Source organism: Bradyrhizobium sp. 2TAF24 (genome assembly GCF_052115025.1).
GTDB lineage: Bacteria > Pseudomonadota > Alphaproteobacteria > Rhizobiales > Xanthobacteraceae > Bradyrhizobium_A.
This window is the reverse complement of record NZ_JBFRFW010000007.1, coordinates 241,038-255,167: the sequence shown is the minus strand read 5'-3', so window position 1 is coordinate 255,167 and position 14,130 is coordinate 241,038. Positions and strand designations below refer to the sequence as shown.

The 14,130-nt window shown below is 68.0% G+C and carries 14 protein-coding genes; 10 read left to right on the top strand and 4 right to left on the bottom strand.

The window, feature by feature from the left end; all coding sequences use genetic code 11:
• Positions 1–29: 29 nt before the first annotated feature.
• From AB4Z37_RS13750 to AB4Z37_RS13735, 4 genes are all read right to left on the bottom strand, one after another.
• The gene (locus AB4Z37_RS13750; RefSeq protein WP_441517282.1) at positions 30–767 is read right to left on the bottom strand and encodes an alpha/beta fold hydrolase; all 738 of its coding nucleotides are present in this window, start codon (positions 765–767) and stop codon (positions 30–32) included.
• A 107-nt stretch (positions 768–874) separates the two neighbouring features.
• The gene (locus tag AB4Z37_RS13745) at positions 875–1,873 is read right to left on the bottom strand and encodes a SphA family protein (protein ID WP_441517281.1); all 999 of its coding nucleotides are present in this window, start codon (positions 1,871–1,873) and stop codon (positions 875–877) included.
• A gap of 149 nt (positions 1,874–2,022) precedes the next feature.
• Positions 2,023–3,021 carry an AraC family transcriptional regulator gene (locus AB4Z37_RS13740; RefSeq protein WP_441517280.1) on the bottom strand — a complete coding sequence of 333 codons (999 nt, stop codon included), beginning with the start codon at positions 3,019–3,021 and terminating at the stop codon, positions 2,023–2,025.
• Positions 3,022–3,486: 465 nt separating this feature from the next.
• Positions 3,487–4,488 carry an adenosine kinase gene (locus AB4Z37_RS13735; RefSeq protein ID WP_441517279.1) on the bottom strand — a complete coding sequence of 334 codons (1,002 nt, stop codon included), beginning with the start codon at positions 4,486–4,488 and terminating at the stop codon, positions 3,487–3,489.
• Between the two features lie 300 nt (positions 4,489–4,788).
• Between AB4Z37_RS13735 and murJ the strand changes: the two genes are divergently transcribed.
• The 10 genes from murJ (at position 4,789) to ybeY (ending at position 14,127) form a co-directional block, all read left to right on the top strand.
• Entirely contained in the window at positions 4,789–6,327 is a 1,539-nt protein-coding gene (murJ, locus tag AB4Z37_RS13730) for a murein biosynthesis integral membrane protein MurJ (RefSeq protein WP_441517278.1), read from the top strand.
• Between the two features lie 102 nt (positions 6,328–6,429).
• Positions 6,430–7,470: a tryptophan--tRNA ligase gene (gene trpS / locus AB4Z37_RS13725; RefSeq protein WP_441517277.1), complete on the top strand. Its 1,041-nt coding sequence runs from the start codon at positions 6,430–6,432 to the stop codon at positions 7,468–7,470.
• A gap of 89 nt (positions 7,471–7,559) precedes the next feature.
• Positions 7,560–8,054 (top strand): universal stress protein, encoded by a 495-nt coding sequence (locus AB4Z37_RS13720; RefSeq protein ID WP_441517276.1) that lies wholly within the window; start codon positions 7,560–7,562, stop codon positions 8,052–8,054.
• Between the two features lie 213 nt (positions 8,055–8,267).
• A complete protein-coding gene (locus AB4Z37_RS13715; protein WP_211968810.1) occupies positions 8,268–8,825 on the top strand; it encodes a NifU family protein in 558 nt (185 codons plus the stop codon).
• A 111-nt stretch (positions 8,826–8,936) separates the two neighbouring features.
• Entirely contained in the window at positions 8,937–9,617 is a 681-nt protein-coding gene (gene tsaB, locus AB4Z37_RS13710) for a tRNA (adenosine(37)-N6)-threonylcarbamoyltransferase complex dimerization subunit type 1 TsaB (RefSeq protein WP_211969072.1), read from the top strand.
• Positions 9,618–9,696: 79 nt separating this feature from the next.
• Positions 9,697–10,182 carry a ribosomal protein S18-alanine N-acetyltransferase gene (gene rimI, locus AB4Z37_RS13705; RefSeq protein ID WP_211968809.1) on the top strand — a complete coding sequence of 162 codons (486 nt, stop codon included), beginning with the start codon at positions 9,697–9,699 and terminating at the stop codon, positions 10,180–10,182.
• Between the two features lie 114 nt (positions 10,183–10,296).
• Positions 10,297–10,749, top strand: coding sequence for a Fur family transcriptional regulator (locus AB4Z37_RS13700; protein WP_211969071.1), 453 nt, complete (start codon positions 10,297–10,299; stop codon positions 10,747–10,749).
• A 349-nt stretch (positions 10,750–11,098) separates the two neighbouring features.
• Positions 11,099–12,505: a tRNA (N6-isopentenyl adenosine(37)-C2)-methylthiotransferase MiaB gene (miaB, locus tag AB4Z37_RS13695; RefSeq protein WP_441517275.1), complete on the top strand. Its 1,407-nt coding sequence runs from the start codon at positions 11,099–11,101 to the stop codon at positions 12,503–12,505.
• A gap of 4 nt (positions 12,506–12,509) precedes the next feature.
• Positions 12,510–13,592, top strand: coding sequence for a PhoH family protein (locus AB4Z37_RS13690; RefSeq protein ID WP_441517274.1), 1,083 nt, complete (start codon positions 12,510–12,512; stop codon positions 13,590–13,592).
• A gap of 31 nt (positions 13,593–13,623) precedes the next feature.
• The gene (gene ybeY, locus AB4Z37_RS13685; protein ID WP_441517273.1) at positions 13,624–14,127 is read left to right on the top strand and encodes an rRNA maturation RNase YbeY; all 504 of its coding nucleotides are present in this window, start codon (positions 13,624–13,626) and stop codon (positions 14,125–14,127) included.
• Positions 14,128–14,130 lie beyond the last annotated feature (3 nt).

Here is a 14,130-nt window from a genome sequence, read left to right as displayed (position 1 = left end):
GATGGTCTCCTCGGTTCGAACGGATGAAGTCAGGCCGCTGCGATGTGGCTTCGCAGCAGCGTGTTGAAGGGCGCGCCGACCTTCTGGACGGCGTGCCCGGCGCCACGCAGGCAGTGGCACTCGACGCCCAGCAGGTCCGCAAGCCGCCGGCTGATGCCGTCGAAGGCCTCGCTCCAGCCGCCGGTCACGACGAGCTTGCGAAACGATGCGTCGGCCACGGCGCCGATCGGCACGTCGACACGCCAGGGCCGCTCGGTGACGAGATTGACCGCCGCGGCCGCGACCGGCGCGGGAAGCGGATCGGGCAGCGGCATGTCCATTTCGAGCGCAGCGACGAAGCCGGTCACGAAAGCGTGCAGCTCTTTGGGATCGGCGAGCTTCCAATGCGCGTTCAGCGCATTCGAGACGCGGCGCACCGCCGGCACGTCGCAGGCGAGCGCAAATGCCGGCGGCTCGATCACCGTCAGCGAACGGACGAGATCGGGCCGGCGGCCGGCGGCATTCATGGCGACGATGCCACCCATGGACGTGCCGACGAGATGCGCGCCGTTGCCCAGCAGCGCGATGACATCCTCTGCATCGCGCTGCACGTCGACCGCATCGATCCGCGGCGTGCCGCCATAGCCCCGGCGCGTCATGACGGACAGCGCGAAAGTGTCGGCGAGCGCCTTCTGTTCGGCGAATGCGGCGGCTCCCACCGCCAGGCTGCCATGAACCAGGACGATCCGGTCGCTGCCGGCCCCCCAATCCTCAACCGCATAGGACATCAACATCTCCTCTTGTTGTTCGCGGATTTTCGGGCCGCAGGCGCGACAAGGCCTGCGGGGTATCGTGGCCGCGCGCGACCATCGGTGAGCGCCGGAGATCGGCGCAGCTATTTGCGAAACAACGGACGCGTGGGGGTCGCACCCTGATCGTCGGGCGCCCACAGCCGGTAGCTCAGGCTGGCGAACAGCGTGAAGCCTCTGGCGACGGCCGCGCTGTCGGCGCCGAACCGCGGCGTTCCGCCGGACGCACGGGCCGAGACGTCCTGCGTGGCCCAGACGTTGAGCGAGGCGGGACCGAAATTGTAGCCGACCAGCGCGCCGGCGGCCCAGATGTCATAGCGATCGACGTTGATCGCGCCGCCATAAAACGCACTCGACTTGTCGCCGGTCACCTGCCCGACGTAGTAGGCGACCGGGCCGAACGTCCAGCTGCCGATCGTCCTGGTCGCAGTGAATTCGGCGTGCAGCACATTGCCGCTGGTGTATCCTGTCACCGAGCTCGCCGTATTGATCTCTTCAAAGATGTTGGCCGTGAGATTCCAGCCGTCCTTGAAGTACGAAACCACGAGGTTGGGCTGGAAGGTCCACCACGGCGCGCCGATGTTGCCGAGCCCGTTGGCGCCGGAGGTCGCACCTGTCGGCATCCACATGCCGAAACCCGCCTTGACGAAGAAGCCGCTGTCACCGAGCTTCCAGCTCAGTTCGATCGGCGCGAGAAACGTGTTATGCATGCCTGCCGGATTGACGCTCACCGGCGCGCCGACATCGACCATCATGAACGGCTGCACGATCACCGCGTCGTATGTCGCGCCCAGCACCGTCCAGCCGGGCACCCACAGCAGCCCCGCGGCCGCAGCAGCGATATGAACGGAGGCTTTGTCCCCTCCCGCGGCACCGGGCGCCCCCGGACCGACGAGCGAGCCCGAATAGGTCAGCGTCTGGTCAAACATGTAAAGGCCAGCCGGCGGCGTCGCCGCGGCAGTACCGAGCACGAGGCCCGGCTTCTGCGACGATCCGATATAGCCCGCCTCGAACGCGACGGCCGGCCCGGCGACCACGCCGAACGCAACGGCCAGCGTCGCCGTGAAAATCCCCTTCGACAGCATATTCCCCTCCGTTCCCCCACCCTGCTCTGATCGCGACGTGGCGATGGCCGGGTTCATGGGACGGATAGTCGGAAGGGCGGCGCGGCGGCGCTAGCGGACGCGCGCAGCCCGCTATCGGAATCGTGCAATTTTGCGAGAGCCTGCCGGCGTCACGATCGCCGTTTGGCCAGGACAGTGGACGGCTTTTCGCCGAACCTGTCCTTGAACTGCGCGGCGAACTCGCCGAGGTGGAAGAAGCCCCACTGCAGCGCGACGTCGGTGACCGCGACGCTGCCGGGCGCCGCCGACGCCAGCACGGCGTGAACACGATCGAGGCGCTCTGCGCGCAGCCACCGCCCGGGCGAGAGGCCGAGGTCGCGCTGAAATCCGGCCTGGAGGCTGCGCAGGCTCAAGCCGCAATGCCGCGCGACGTCGCCGAGGCGAATCGATTCGCCGATATGGGCCCGCATGTAGTCCATCGCCCTGCGCACATGCGGCGAGGGCGCAGGCTTCGCGGCCGCAGCGATCGCCGCGCTGAAATTGTTCGGCTGCGCGACGAGCAGCGCCTCGATGATCAGTTCCTCGAGCGCGCCGAACATCTTCGGATGCGCCAGCGCCCCGCCGAACATCGACAGGCTGGCCGCGGCTTCGAGAAGCTTGTGCCAGAATGCCGGGATGTCGCAGAGCTGCAGATCGAAATGCACCGGCGCGGCCTTGTCCGCGCCCAGCAGGCTGGCGCAGGCGACCTCGACGCGCCGACGGTCGAGCCGCAGGAGAATCTGGTCGAAGCTGCCGTCGATATCGAGCTGGAATTCCTGATACGGTCCGACGATCGTGCCTCGGCCCGCTTTCAGGTCGGCGCTCACGGCGCCATAACGAAAGCGCGCGCTGCCCTGCAGCGGCAGCGTGACCAGGAAGTTGCCCTCCTGCGGCATGCTCGGCACCACCGTGACGTCGCTGCCATACCGCAGCCGGCTGAGCGACAACGGGCCGATCGGCAGATGATGCAGACGCGTGGCGAGCTTGCCACGCCGCTCGCGGATGAACATGTCATGCGGGCGTAGCGCCCTGCTGCAGCCATCGACGACCTCGTCGCGATCGCCGCTCGCGAGAACCAGATGCTTCGCGTCGAACAGCTGGTCGGCGATCAACGACGTGGATGCGGTCATCGCAACCTCTCTCCGGTCGACTGGACCGCGGCCATGGCACCACCGAGACCTCAGCGGTTCGTGCGAACATGTCATCTTGGCCGCGCTGCGTGTCACTTCGCAAGACCCGCCGCACAATCAGGCGTCGCCGGGATCACGAGATGCTCACGCGTTCCCACTGCCAGCAGGGCACACTCGAAAAGCTGAAAATTCGTTGGCAGGACGTGGCTTAGCCCCGACGCAGCCTCCGCGCGTCAGACTGCATGCGCCACCGGGACGTTGCATAAGGTTGATAGCACACGTCGACAGTCCGACGGCGATCCGCGTCTCCCCTGATGGTGACGTCTTCCCCCATGGTGAGGAACGGCCCTTTGGCCGCGTCTCGAACCATGAGGCCGATACGCATCGATGTGCCGATCTCATCCTTAGAGACGCCCGCTGACGCGGGCTCCTCAGGACGAGGGGATTAAGCCCGAGGCCAGCCGGTCACACCGGCAGGCCGTGCTTCTGCGCCAGTTCTTTCAGCGACACCTGCGGCCGTGCACCGATGTGCTGGATGATCTCGGCCGCGGCGAGCGCGCCGAGACGACCGGCCTGCTCGTGGCTCGCGCCGCGCACGAGGCCGAACAGGAAGCCGGCAGCAAAGAGATCGCCGGCGCCGGTGGTGTCGACCACCTTCTCGATCGGGAAGGCGGGCACCGCGGTGATCTTGTCCTTCGTCACCACCACGCAGCCCTTCTCGCTGCGCGTCACCACCGCGAACGCCGCGTCCTTGCGCAGTTGCGCCAGCGCGGCATCGACATCGGTCGACTGGTAGAGCGACAGCAGCTCGGCCTCGTTGGCGAACACGAGGTCGACCGTCGCGCCGCGCATCAGGTCGAGAAACTCGTCGCGGTAGCGATGGACGCAGAACGCATCCGACAAGGTCAGCGCCACGGTGCGGCCGGCGTCATGGGCGATCTTCGACGCCTTGACGAAGGCGTTCTTGGCATCGGCCGGGTCCCACAGATAGCCTTCGAGATAGGTGATGGACGCCGCGGCGATCTGCTCGGGATCGATGTCGGCGGGCCGCAGGTTCTGCGCCGCGCCGAGATAGGTGTTCATGGTGCGCTCGCCGTCGGGCGTGACCAGGATGTAGGAGCAGCCGGTCGCCGGGCCGTCGGTCGCCACCGGCGTCGTGAAGGTGACATTGGCGGCGCGGATGTCGTGGCTGTACATGCGGCCGATCTGATCGTCCTTGACCTTGCCGACATAGGCCGCCCGCGCGCCGAACGCGGCGACGCCGGTGATGGTGTTGGCCGCCGAGCCGCCGGACACTTCGGTCGCCGGCCCCATGGCGCTGTAGATCGCCGCGGCCTGGGCCTCGTCGATCAGCGCCATCGACCCCTTGGCCATGCCATGGCGGGTCAGGAAGGCGTCGTCGGTGCGCACGAGAATATCGAAGATGGCATTGCCGATGCCGAGAACATCGTATTTCGCAGTCGTCATCGACATCGCTCCGTTCGCCGGGGCTGGGCCGGCCTTGGTCGTGGCGCACGAAAGTCCGTGCAAACGGCGCCGACCTATCACGTCCTCGCGGCCGCCAGCAAGGCCGGCGGGAGGCGGCGGCGACGGCATCCGGCTGCAACCAGACGGCAACCCTGTCCGGCAAAAGCTCCTCCAAAATCAGGCATTTGCGCCCCGCCCCCTTGCGTCCGGCGGAGCGCCGGGCGAATGCTGGAAACGCTGCGCCCGGGCCTGAAGAGAGTCCCCGCGCCGCTGCCGCAGGGGATTTGAGAGACTGCCGCCATGATTCGCCACGTCGTCACGGTGTCGTCGGGAACGCTGACCTCGCGTCTTCTCGGCTTCGTGCGCGATTCGCTGATCGCGGCCCTGCTCGGCGCCGGGCCGGTGGCCGACGCCTTCCTGGTCGCCTTCCAGTTCATCAATGTGACCCGCCGCCTGCTCGCCGAGGGCGCGCTGAATGCAGCCCTCGTGCCCGGCTATCTGCGCGCGCGCGAAGCCGGCGGGCCGGTCGCGGCGGCGGCGTTCGCCGGCCGCGTGATGGGCACGATGAGCGTGATCCTGATCGCGATCGCCGTGCTGCTCGGCCTGCTGATGCCGCTGGTGATGAACTTTCTGGCGCCGGGCTTCGTCGCCGATACGCTCGACCGCGCCGTGACAGATGCCCGCCTGATGCTGCCCTACTTCGCCTTCGTCGGCCCGGTGACGGTGATGATGGGCGTGCTCAACGCCGAGCATCGCTTCCTGCTCAGCGCGTTCTCGCCGCTGCTGTTCAACATCACGCTGATCGGCGTCGCCGTGACGCTGATCCTGAAGCGCGAGGACGCGACCTTCGCCACCACCGTGATGGCCGCCACCGTCGGCCTCGCCGGCCTGTTGCAGACGCTGGTGCTGATCCAGCGCCGCCGCCGTCGCGAAGGCCTCGCCCATCCGGTGCGCGTCAGCTTCGATGCCGGGATGCGCGGCTTCCTTCGCAAGGCGGTGCCCGGCATGTTCGCCAATGCAGGGCCCCAGTTCCTGATGGTCGCCGGCGCCATCCTGGCGTCGTCGTCGCCCGCCGCGGTGTCGTGGCTGTATTTCGCCAACCGCCTGATCGAGCTGCCGCTCGGCGTGGTCGGCGTCGCCATGGGCACGGTGCTGGTGCCGTCGCTGACCCGCGCCGTGCATGACGGCGACCGTCCGGCGCTGGTGAAAACGGAATCGCGCGGCGTCGAGTTCGCGGTCGGCCTCGTGCTGCCGGCAACGCTGGGGCTGATCGTGCTGTCCGAGTTGATCGTGCGGGTGCTGTTCGAGCACGGCGCCTTCACCGCGGAGGATACCCGCGCCACCGCGCAGGCGCTGATGGTGCTGGCGCTGGGGCTGCCGGCGCATGTGCTGGTGAAGACCCTGTCGCCGGCGTTCTTCGCCCGCGACAACACCGCGATTCCGCTGTGGGCGACGCTGGCCGGCCTCGCTGCCGCGGTGATCGCCGGCCTGCTGCTCGGCCCGCGGTTCGGCGCCAACGGTGTCGCCGTCAGCATCGCGCTCGGCGTCTGGTGCTGTGCCGGCGTCCTGCTGTGGCGCGGCGCCGGCGCGTTCGGGCTGTCGCTCGACGACGCGGCACGGCGGCGGCTGCCGCGGATCGTCGGCGCTGCCGTGATCATGGGCGCGGTGCTGTGGCTCGCCGAAGCGTTCGTGGCGCCGGTCACCGCGGAAGCCCATTTCACGGCCCAGCTCACCATTCTCGGCGGCCTCGTCGCGGTCGGGCTCGCGCTGTACGGCCTGCTGCTGGAGTTGCTGGGCATCGTCAGCTGGAGCCAGGCGATCGACGACTTGCGCGCCTGAGGCGCGCGTGGCAAGGGACGCCTCTAGCGCTGCCGGTTGCGGGGGCACTCGGCGTGGGGCCAGCACCTTGATCTCTTTCGAACGACGGCCAGGAACGAAGCAATGACGACCAAACAACTGGTGTTCTCCGGCGTGCAGCCGACCGGCAACCTGCATCTCGGCAACTACCTCGGCGCCATCGTCAATTTCGTGAAGCTGCAGCAGACCCACGAGTGCATCTACTGCGTGGTGGACATGCATGCCATCACCGTGTGGCAGGACCCGGCCGAGCTGACCAAGGCGACGCGCGAGGTCGCCGCCGCCTTCATCGCCGCCGGCATCGACCCCAAGGCGCACATCATCTTCAACCAGAGCCAGGTGTCCGGCCATGCCGAGCTCGCCTGGGTGTTCAACTGCGTCGCCCGCCTCGGCTGGCTCAACCGCATGACCCAGTTCAAGGAGAAGGCCGGCAAGGACCGCGAGAACGCCTCGGTCGGTCTCTATGCCTACCCCAACCTGATGGCGGCGGACATTCTGGTCTACCGCGCCACCCATGTGCCGGTGGGCGAGGACCAGAAGCAGCATCTCGAGCTGGCGCGCGACATCGCTCAGAAGTTCAACAACGACTTCGGCGACCAGATCCGCCAGCAGGGTTTTGCCGACGGCGTGTTCTTCCCGCAGCCGGAGCCGCTGATCACCGGGCCCGCGACGCGGGTGATGAGCCTGCGCGACGGCACCAAGAAGATGTCGAAGTCGGACCCGTCGGACTACTCGCGCATCAATCTCAGCGACGACGCCGACGCCATCGCCCAGAAGGTGCGCAAGGCCAAGACCGATCCGGAACCGCTGCCGACCGAGGAAAAGGGACTGGAGCACCGCCCCGAGGCCGACAACCTCGTCGGCATCTATGCGGCGCTGTCGGGCCGTCCCAAGCCCGACATCCTGCAGGAGTTCGGCGGCGGCCAGTTCTCCAGCTTCAAGTCGAACCTCGTCGATCTCGCTGTCGAGAAGCTCGGGCCGATCGGCGCCGAGATGAAGCGCCTGACCGGCGACACCAGCTACATCGACAGCATCCTGTCGGACGGCGCCGACCGCGCCCGCGTCATCGCCGACCAGACCATGAACACGGTCAAGGACATCGTCGGCTTCATCCGCAAGAAGTAAGACCAACCGACGCAAGGGGCTTGCGTGCCGGCGCGGCGGACGCGAAGCTCGATGCGACCGGGACGATCCCGGCGAACATCGAGGCTTGCATGACCACGCCGCGCCGCGCCTACGAAGCCGGCCACGCGCCGAAGTGCCTGGTGATCGTCGACGACACCGCCGAAGCCGACCGCGCGGTGCGCTACGCCAGCCGCTGGGCGCTGCGCAACAGCGGCGGCGTGGTGATGCTGCGGGTGATCGACACCGAGGATCACAACCAGCAATGGCTCGGCGTCGCCGACATCATGCGCGCCGAAGCCCATGAGACCGCCAACGCAGCGCTCGAAGCCGCGGCAGCGCGGGCGGCCGACGTCGCCGGCATCACCCCGGCGCGGGTGATCCGCGAGGGCAGCGCGGGCGCGCAGATCCTCGACGTCATCGCCACCGACCCCGACATCGTGCTGCTGGTGCTCGCCGCCGCCACCGGCGTCGAGGGCCCCGGACCGATCATCACCGCGGTCACGGCGCTGGCCGGCACATTCCCGATCCCGGTGACGCTGGTTCCGGGGAACCTCGACGCCGCCGAGATTGCCGCCCTGACCTGACCGCGGCGCCACAAAGACATCACCAACCCCTTGATCGAGCTGCCAAAGAGGCTATGTCTGCGGCATGGGCGCTGCCGCGCCGCAGCCATGCCGGCCACCGCGTTTCCGGGCGCCGCGTTCGGCGCTAAGGTGCGGGAGGCCTCGACGGCCTCCATTCCCGCCTCAACCCTTGGGCCGCGCCGGCCTTGAACCGGCGATGTGCCGGAGACAGCGATGTTCATTCAGACCGAAGCGACCCCCAATCCCGCGACCCTCAAGTTCCTGCCCGGCCGCAACGTGCTCGGCGACGGCACCATGGAATTCCGCGACCGCAGCGAAGCCGGCCGCTCACCGCTCGCCGAACGGCTGTTCGCCGTGCCCGGCGTCACCGGCGTGTTCTACGGCGCCGACTTCGTTACCGTGACCAAGGACGACAGCGACTGGCAGCACCTCAAGCCGGCCGTGCTCGGCGCCATCATGGAACACTATATGTCGGGCGAGCCGCTGCTCGGCGACGGCGCGCATCAGGCGGACGCGGACGAGTTCTTCAATGAGGCCGACGCCGAGACCGTCGACATCATCAAGGAGCTGATCGAAACGCGCGTGCGCCCGGCCGTCGCCAATGATGGCGGCGACATCACTTTCCGCGGCTTCAAGGACGGCATCGTCTATCTCGACATGAAGGGCTCGTGCGCCGGCTGCCCGTCGTCGACCGCCACGCTGCAGCATGGCATCCAGAACCTGCTGCGGCACTTCGTGCCGGATGTCGTCGAGGTCCGCCCGATGGCGTAAGCCATCCCGCGACATCTGCGATTTTGCCAGGGGCAGGCGTGGAAACGCTTGCCCCTTCATCGTTTGCCGGGCAGTTTGCCGCCGAATGCATCCGCCTTGCCGCCAGAGACCATGCTGATCCTCGCCATCGATACCGCGCTCGACGCTTGTGCCGCCGCCGTGCTCGACACCGACGCCAACGCGCTGCGCGCGCAGGAATCGCAGGCGATGAAGCGCGGCCACGCCGAGGCGCTGCTGCCGCTGCTCGACCGCGTGATGCACGCCGCCGGCGTGCCGTTTGCCGACCTCGACCGCATCGCGGTGACCACGGGCCCCGGCAGCTTCACTGGCCTGCGCGTCGGCCTGTCGGCGGCGCGCGGCATTGCACTTGCGGCCAGCAAGCCGGTCGTCGGCGTCACCACGCTGTCGGCGTTCGCCGCCGCGCCGGTGAGCGAGAACGGCGAGGCGCCGGTGATCTCGGTGATCGACGCGCGCCACGACCAGGTCTATCTGCAGGTGGTCAGCGGCAGCGGCGGCACCCTGGTGCGCCCGCGCCTCGCGACGATCGCCGACGCCCTGGAGACCGCGCAGTTCGGCGCGCCGCGCCTCGTCGGCAACGCGGCGCAGCTGGTGGCCGACCGCTGGCCCGGCGACGCGCCGCCGCCGGTGGAGGTGATGGCGCGCCCCGCTCCCGACATCGCCTGGGTCGCCTGGCTCGGCGCCGCTGTCAGTCCCGACGCGGCCCCCGCCCGGCCCTACTACCTGCGGGCGCCCGACGCCAAGCCGCAGGCCGCCGCGCTGCCGACCCTGTAGTGCCGCGCCCGCCCGGTTCCCTTGACCCCCGGCATCGTATAAGCCTGCATCATCGTTCTGCCCGATCCGATACCGCACCATGCGCCGTCTTCTCGCGAACCTGTTCGGCTCGATCCCGCCCGTCGTGGAGACGGCGCAGCTCGGCGACGTACATCAGCTTGCACAGCTGCACGGCGCCTCATTTCACCGCGGCTGGGGCGCCGGTGAATTCGAGCAGATGATCCTCGATCGCAACACGCTGACCCACCGGCTGCGGCAAGGGCGGCAGATCATCGGCTTCTCGGTGTCGCGCATCGCGCTGGATGAGGCGGAGATCCTGTCGATCGCGATCACCGCCGCGCGGCGTGGCAAGGGCCTGTCGCGCGCGCTGCTGCAGACCCATCTCGGCCATCTCGCCGGCCGCGGCGTGCACAAGGTGTTCCTCGAGGTCGAGGAGAACAACCAGCCGGCGCGCCGCCTCTATGAACGCATGGGCTTTCGCACCGTGGGCCGGCGCGAGCGCTATTACCGCGATGCCAGCGGCCAACAATTGAACGCGCTGGTGATGCAGCGCGACTTGTCGTAACCCGCGCCCGGTGGCAAAACAGGCCGACGACAAGAGCCCGGCCGCACACCGGGCTGGTATCCGCCTGCCCATGCCGGCCGGATGTCGCACACCAAAACGATCTGGAACGACTTCATGACGATCCTCAAGCCGGTAGCCGCTGCTCCGACCGACATCGAAAAGCGTTGCGCCGCGACAGGCATGCGCATGACCGAGCAGCGCCGCGTGATCGCGCGCGTGCTGGCGGAGGCGGAGGATCATCCGGACGTCGAGGAACTGTACCGCCGCTGCGTCGCCGTCGACGACAAGATCTCGATCTCCACCGTCTATCGCACCGTGAAGCTGTTCGAGGATGCCGGCATCATCGAGCGCCACGACTTTCGCGAGGGACGCGCGCGCTATGAGCCGGTGCCCGACAGCCACCACGACCACCTGATCAATCTGCGCGACGGCAAGGTGATCGAATTCACCTCCGATGAGATCGAGAAGCTGCAGGCCGAGATCGCCCGCAAGCTCGGCTACCGCCTGGTCGATCACCGCCTCGAGCTGTATTGCGTTCCGCTCGACGACACCGATCCGACCTCCTGAGCGCGGTCGGAACCCATTCCTTGTTCGTGGTGTCCTGTCTCCTCACGGTGAGGAGCGCGGCATGAGGCCAATGAGCCGCAACATCCGGGCCTCATCCTTCGAGACGCCCGCGATGCGGGCTCCCCGGGATGAGGGTATAGCCCCGCCGGCCCCCAAAACCTGCCCGAATTGGCCCGAATCGGGCCGGATCGGCCGCAACGGCGGCCGAATAGTCTCCGAAGCTGGATTTCGCCGCCTTTTGGCGATATCCCAGCGCGGTCCCGCCGGGACGCGCCGGCGAGAGCGTTCGCCCGGTCTGCCGGCGTGAGGCGACCCGACCGGGATCGCGAACAAGAAATCACTGGAAACGATGTCCGCGCCGCGCAAGCTGCATATCAAGTCATACGGCTGTCAGATGAATGTCTACGATGCGCAACGCATGGTGGACACGCTCGCGCCTGAAGGTTTTATCGAGACGGCCGATGCGGCCGATGCGGATCTCGTCATCCTCAATACCTGCCACATCCGCGAGAAGGCCTCCGAGAAAGTGTATTCGGAGCTCGGCCGCCTGCGCGAGGCCAAGGACGAGGCCGCGCGGCACGGCCGCAAGGTGACGATCGCCGTCGCCGGCTGTGTCGCACAGGCCGAGGGCGCGGAAATCATCCGCCGCGCGCCGGTCGTCGACGTCGTGGTCGGCCCGCAGAGCTATCACCACCTGCCGCAACTGCTGGCGCGCGCGCGCCAGGAGGGCCGCGCCCTCGAAACCGAATTTCCCGAAGACGACAAGTTCAACTTCCTGCCCGCGCCGAAGCCGGCGGCGATCCGCGCCCGCGGCGTGTCGTCGTTCGTCACCGTGCAGGAAGGCTGCGACAAGTTCTGCACCTTCTGCGTCGTGCCTTATACCCGCGGCATGGAAACCTCGCGCCCGGTTGAGCGTATCATCGACGACGTCATGCGCCTTGCCGACAACGGCGTGCGCGAGATCACCCTGATCGGGCAGAACGTCAACGCCTTCCACGGCGACGGACCGGACGGCACGACGTGGTCGCTCGGCCGGCTGCTGCATCGGCTGGCCGCCATTCCGGGCATCGCCCGCCTGCGCTACTCGACCAGCCATCCGCGCGACGTCGACGACAGCCTGATCGCCGCGCATCGCGACCTGCCCGAAGTGATGCCGTTCGTCCATCTGCCGGTACAGTCGGGGTCGGACCGCATTCTCGCCGCCATGAACCGCAAGCATACCGCCGATGACTATCGCCGCGTCATCGACCGGTTCCGCTCGGTCTCTGAAGACATTGCGTTTTCTTCCGATTTCATCGTCGGTTTTCCCGGCGAGACGGAGGAAGATTTTCGCGCCACCCTCGCGCTGGTCACACAAATCGGTTACGCTGGCGCATATTCGTTCAAATATTCGCCACGGCCGGGAACGCCGGCGGCGGACATGCAGGAGATGGTTGCGACCGCCGTGATGGACGAGCGTTTGGCGCGGCTTCAGAACCTGATCGACAGTCAGCAATCGGCCTTCAACAAGGCCGCTGTCGGCCGGACCGTCGACGTGCTGTTCGAACGCGCGGCGCGCAACGAGGGCCAGATCGTCGGCCGCACCGCCTACCTGCAACCGGCCCATGTGATGGCCTCGCCCGATATCATCGGACAAGTCCTGCCGGTCCGCATCGACAGCCTGGAGCGCTACAGCCTGCTCGGCACGATCGCGACGCCTGCCGCCGCGGCACGAAACGCCCCGCCCCTCACAGCCACAGCGACAACCGGAGCCTGAGCCCTTGCCCAAGAGCGCCTCGGATTCACCTTCCCTCGCCCCTGGCCGCAAGCTCGACCGCGACATTCGGACATCACCGATTACCCCCACCCCGGACATCTCGTCGGAGACCCAGGTCGTCGTCGCCTTCGACGACAACCGGGCCGCCTCCGCGCTGGTCGGCCCCTACGGCCAGAACCTCGCGCTGCTCGAGCGCCGCCTCGGCGTCGTCGTCGACTCGCGCGGCAATCACATCACCATCGCCGGCTCGCGCGATGCCTGTGACGCGGCGCGGCGGGTGCTGGAAACGCTGTACGAACAGGCGCTGCAGGGCCACGACCTCGCCCAGGGCGACGTCGAAGGCGCGATCCGCGCCGTGATCGCACAGGGGTCGCTGTTCGACTTCGATCCCAAGATCGCCAAGACGGCGTTCGAGGAGATCAACCTGCGCAAGCGCCCGGTGCGCGCCCGCACCGCCGCGCAGGATGGCTATATCCGCGCGCTGAAGCGCAACGAGCTGGTGTTCGGCATCGGCCCCGCCGGCACCGGCAAGACCTGGCTCGCGGTGGCGCACGCCGCGCAGCTGTTCGAGCGCAAGGAGGTCGACCGCATCATCCTGTCGCGCCCGGCGGTGGAAGCCGGCGAGCGGCTCGGTTTCCTGCCCGGCGACATGCGCGAGAAGGTCGATCCCTTCCTGCGCCCGATCTATGATGCGCTGTACGACCTGATGGATGCACGGGTGGTCGAGCGCGCGCTGCAGAGCGGCGAGATCGAGATCGCGCCGCTGGCGTTCATGCGCGGCCGCACCCTGACCAATGCGGCGATCATCCTCGACGAGGCGCAGAACACCACCTCGATGCAGATGAAGATGTTCCTGACGCGTCTTGGCGAAAACAGCCGCATGATCATCACCGGCGACCCCAGCCAGGTCGACCTGCCGAACGGCCAGCCGTCCGGCCTTGCCGAGGCCTCGCGGCTGCTCGCCGGCGTGGAAGGCATCGCGCAGGTGCACTTCAGTGCCGAAGACGTCATCCGCCACGAGCTGGTGGCGCGGATCGTCGCGGCGTATGAAGGATCGTCCCGGAAGGCCGCGGCGCCGAAGCCCTGAGACCCGTCCGACCGCAGCCAGACCAACAGCCATGTCCCGCACGACCCTACCCATCACCGAGATCGTCGTCAGCGCCGACTGCTGGCAGGACGCGCGCGCCTATGAGGCGATCATCACGCGCGCCATCACGGCTGCGGCGGAAGCGGCCGACGCCGACACCGATGGCGTCGAGGTCGCGGTGATGCTGACCGACGACGCCGGCATCCGCACGTTGAACCGCGACTTTCGCGGCATCGACAAGCCGACCAACGTGCTGTCGTTCCCGGCGCCGCCGGCGCCCGGCGACACCGACGGCGCACCGGCGATGCTCGGCGACATCGCCATCGCCTACGAGACCACGCGACGTGAGGCCGAGGCCGAGCACAAGCTGTTCGACCACCATCTCAGCCACCTCGCAGTGCACGGCTTCCTGCATCTCGTCGGCTACGACCACGAGACCGACGCCGAGGCCGAGGAGATGGAAGGCCTCGAGCGCGAGATTCTGGCGCGGCTCGGCATTGCCGACCCGTATGCCTCGCAAGACGGGGTGAATTAAGTG

What these genes read in the sequence shown, in the direction of transcription:
- rimI (WP_211968809.1), top strand. Translation starts at nt 9,697, where the DNA reads ATGCGCCGTCTTCTCGCGAACCTGTTCGGCTCGATCCCGCCCGTCGTG.
- AB4Z37_RS13750 (WP_441517282.1), bottom strand. Translation starts at nt 767, where the DNA reads ATGTCCTATGCGGTTGAGGATTGGGGGGCCGGCAGCGACCGGATCGTC.
- tsaB (WP_211969072.1), top strand. Translation starts at nt 8,937, where the DNA reads ATGCTGATCCTCGCCATCGATACCGCGCTCGACGCTTGTGCCGCCGCC.
- ybeY (WP_441517273.1), top strand. Translation starts at nt 13,624, where the DNA reads ATGTCCCGCACGACCCTACCCATCACCGAGATCGTCGTCAGCGCCGAC.
- AB4Z37_RS13740 (WP_441517280.1), bottom strand. Translation starts at nt 3,021, where the DNA reads ATGACCGCATCCACGTCGTTGATCGCCGACCAGCTGTTCGACGCGAAG.
- AB4Z37_RS13735 (WP_441517279.1), bottom strand. Translation starts at nt 4,488, where the DNA reads ATGACGACTGCGAAATACGATGTTCTCGGCATCGGCAATGCCATCTTC.
- AB4Z37_RS13720 (WP_441517276.1), top strand. Translation starts at nt 7,560, where the DNA reads ATGACCACGCCGCGCCGCGCCTACGAAGCCGGCCACGCGCCGAAGTGC.
- AB4Z37_RS13715 (WP_211968810.1), top strand. Translation starts at nt 8,268, where the DNA reads ATGTTCATTCAGACCGAAGCGACCCCCAATCCCGCGACCCTCAAGTTC.
- AB4Z37_RS13745 (WP_441517281.1), bottom strand. Translation starts at nt 1,873, where the DNA reads ATGCTGTCGAAGGGGATTTTCACGGCGACGCTGGCCGTTGCGTTCGGC.
- AB4Z37_RS13700 (WP_211969071.1), top strand. Translation starts at nt 10,297, where the DNA reads ATGACGATCCTCAAGCCGGTAGCCGCTGCTCCGACCGACATCGAAAAG.
- miaB (WP_441517275.1), top strand. Translation starts at nt 11,099, where the DNA reads ATGTCCGCGCCGCGCAAGCTGCATATCAAGTCATACGGCTGTCAGATG.
- murJ (WP_441517278.1), top strand. Translation starts at nt 4,789, where the DNA reads ATGATTCGCCACGTCGTCACGGTGTCGTCGGGAACGCTGACCTCGCGT.
- trpS (WP_441517277.1), top strand. Translation starts at nt 6,430, where the DNA reads ATGACGACCAAACAACTGGTGTTCTCCGGCGTGCAGCCGACCGGCAAC.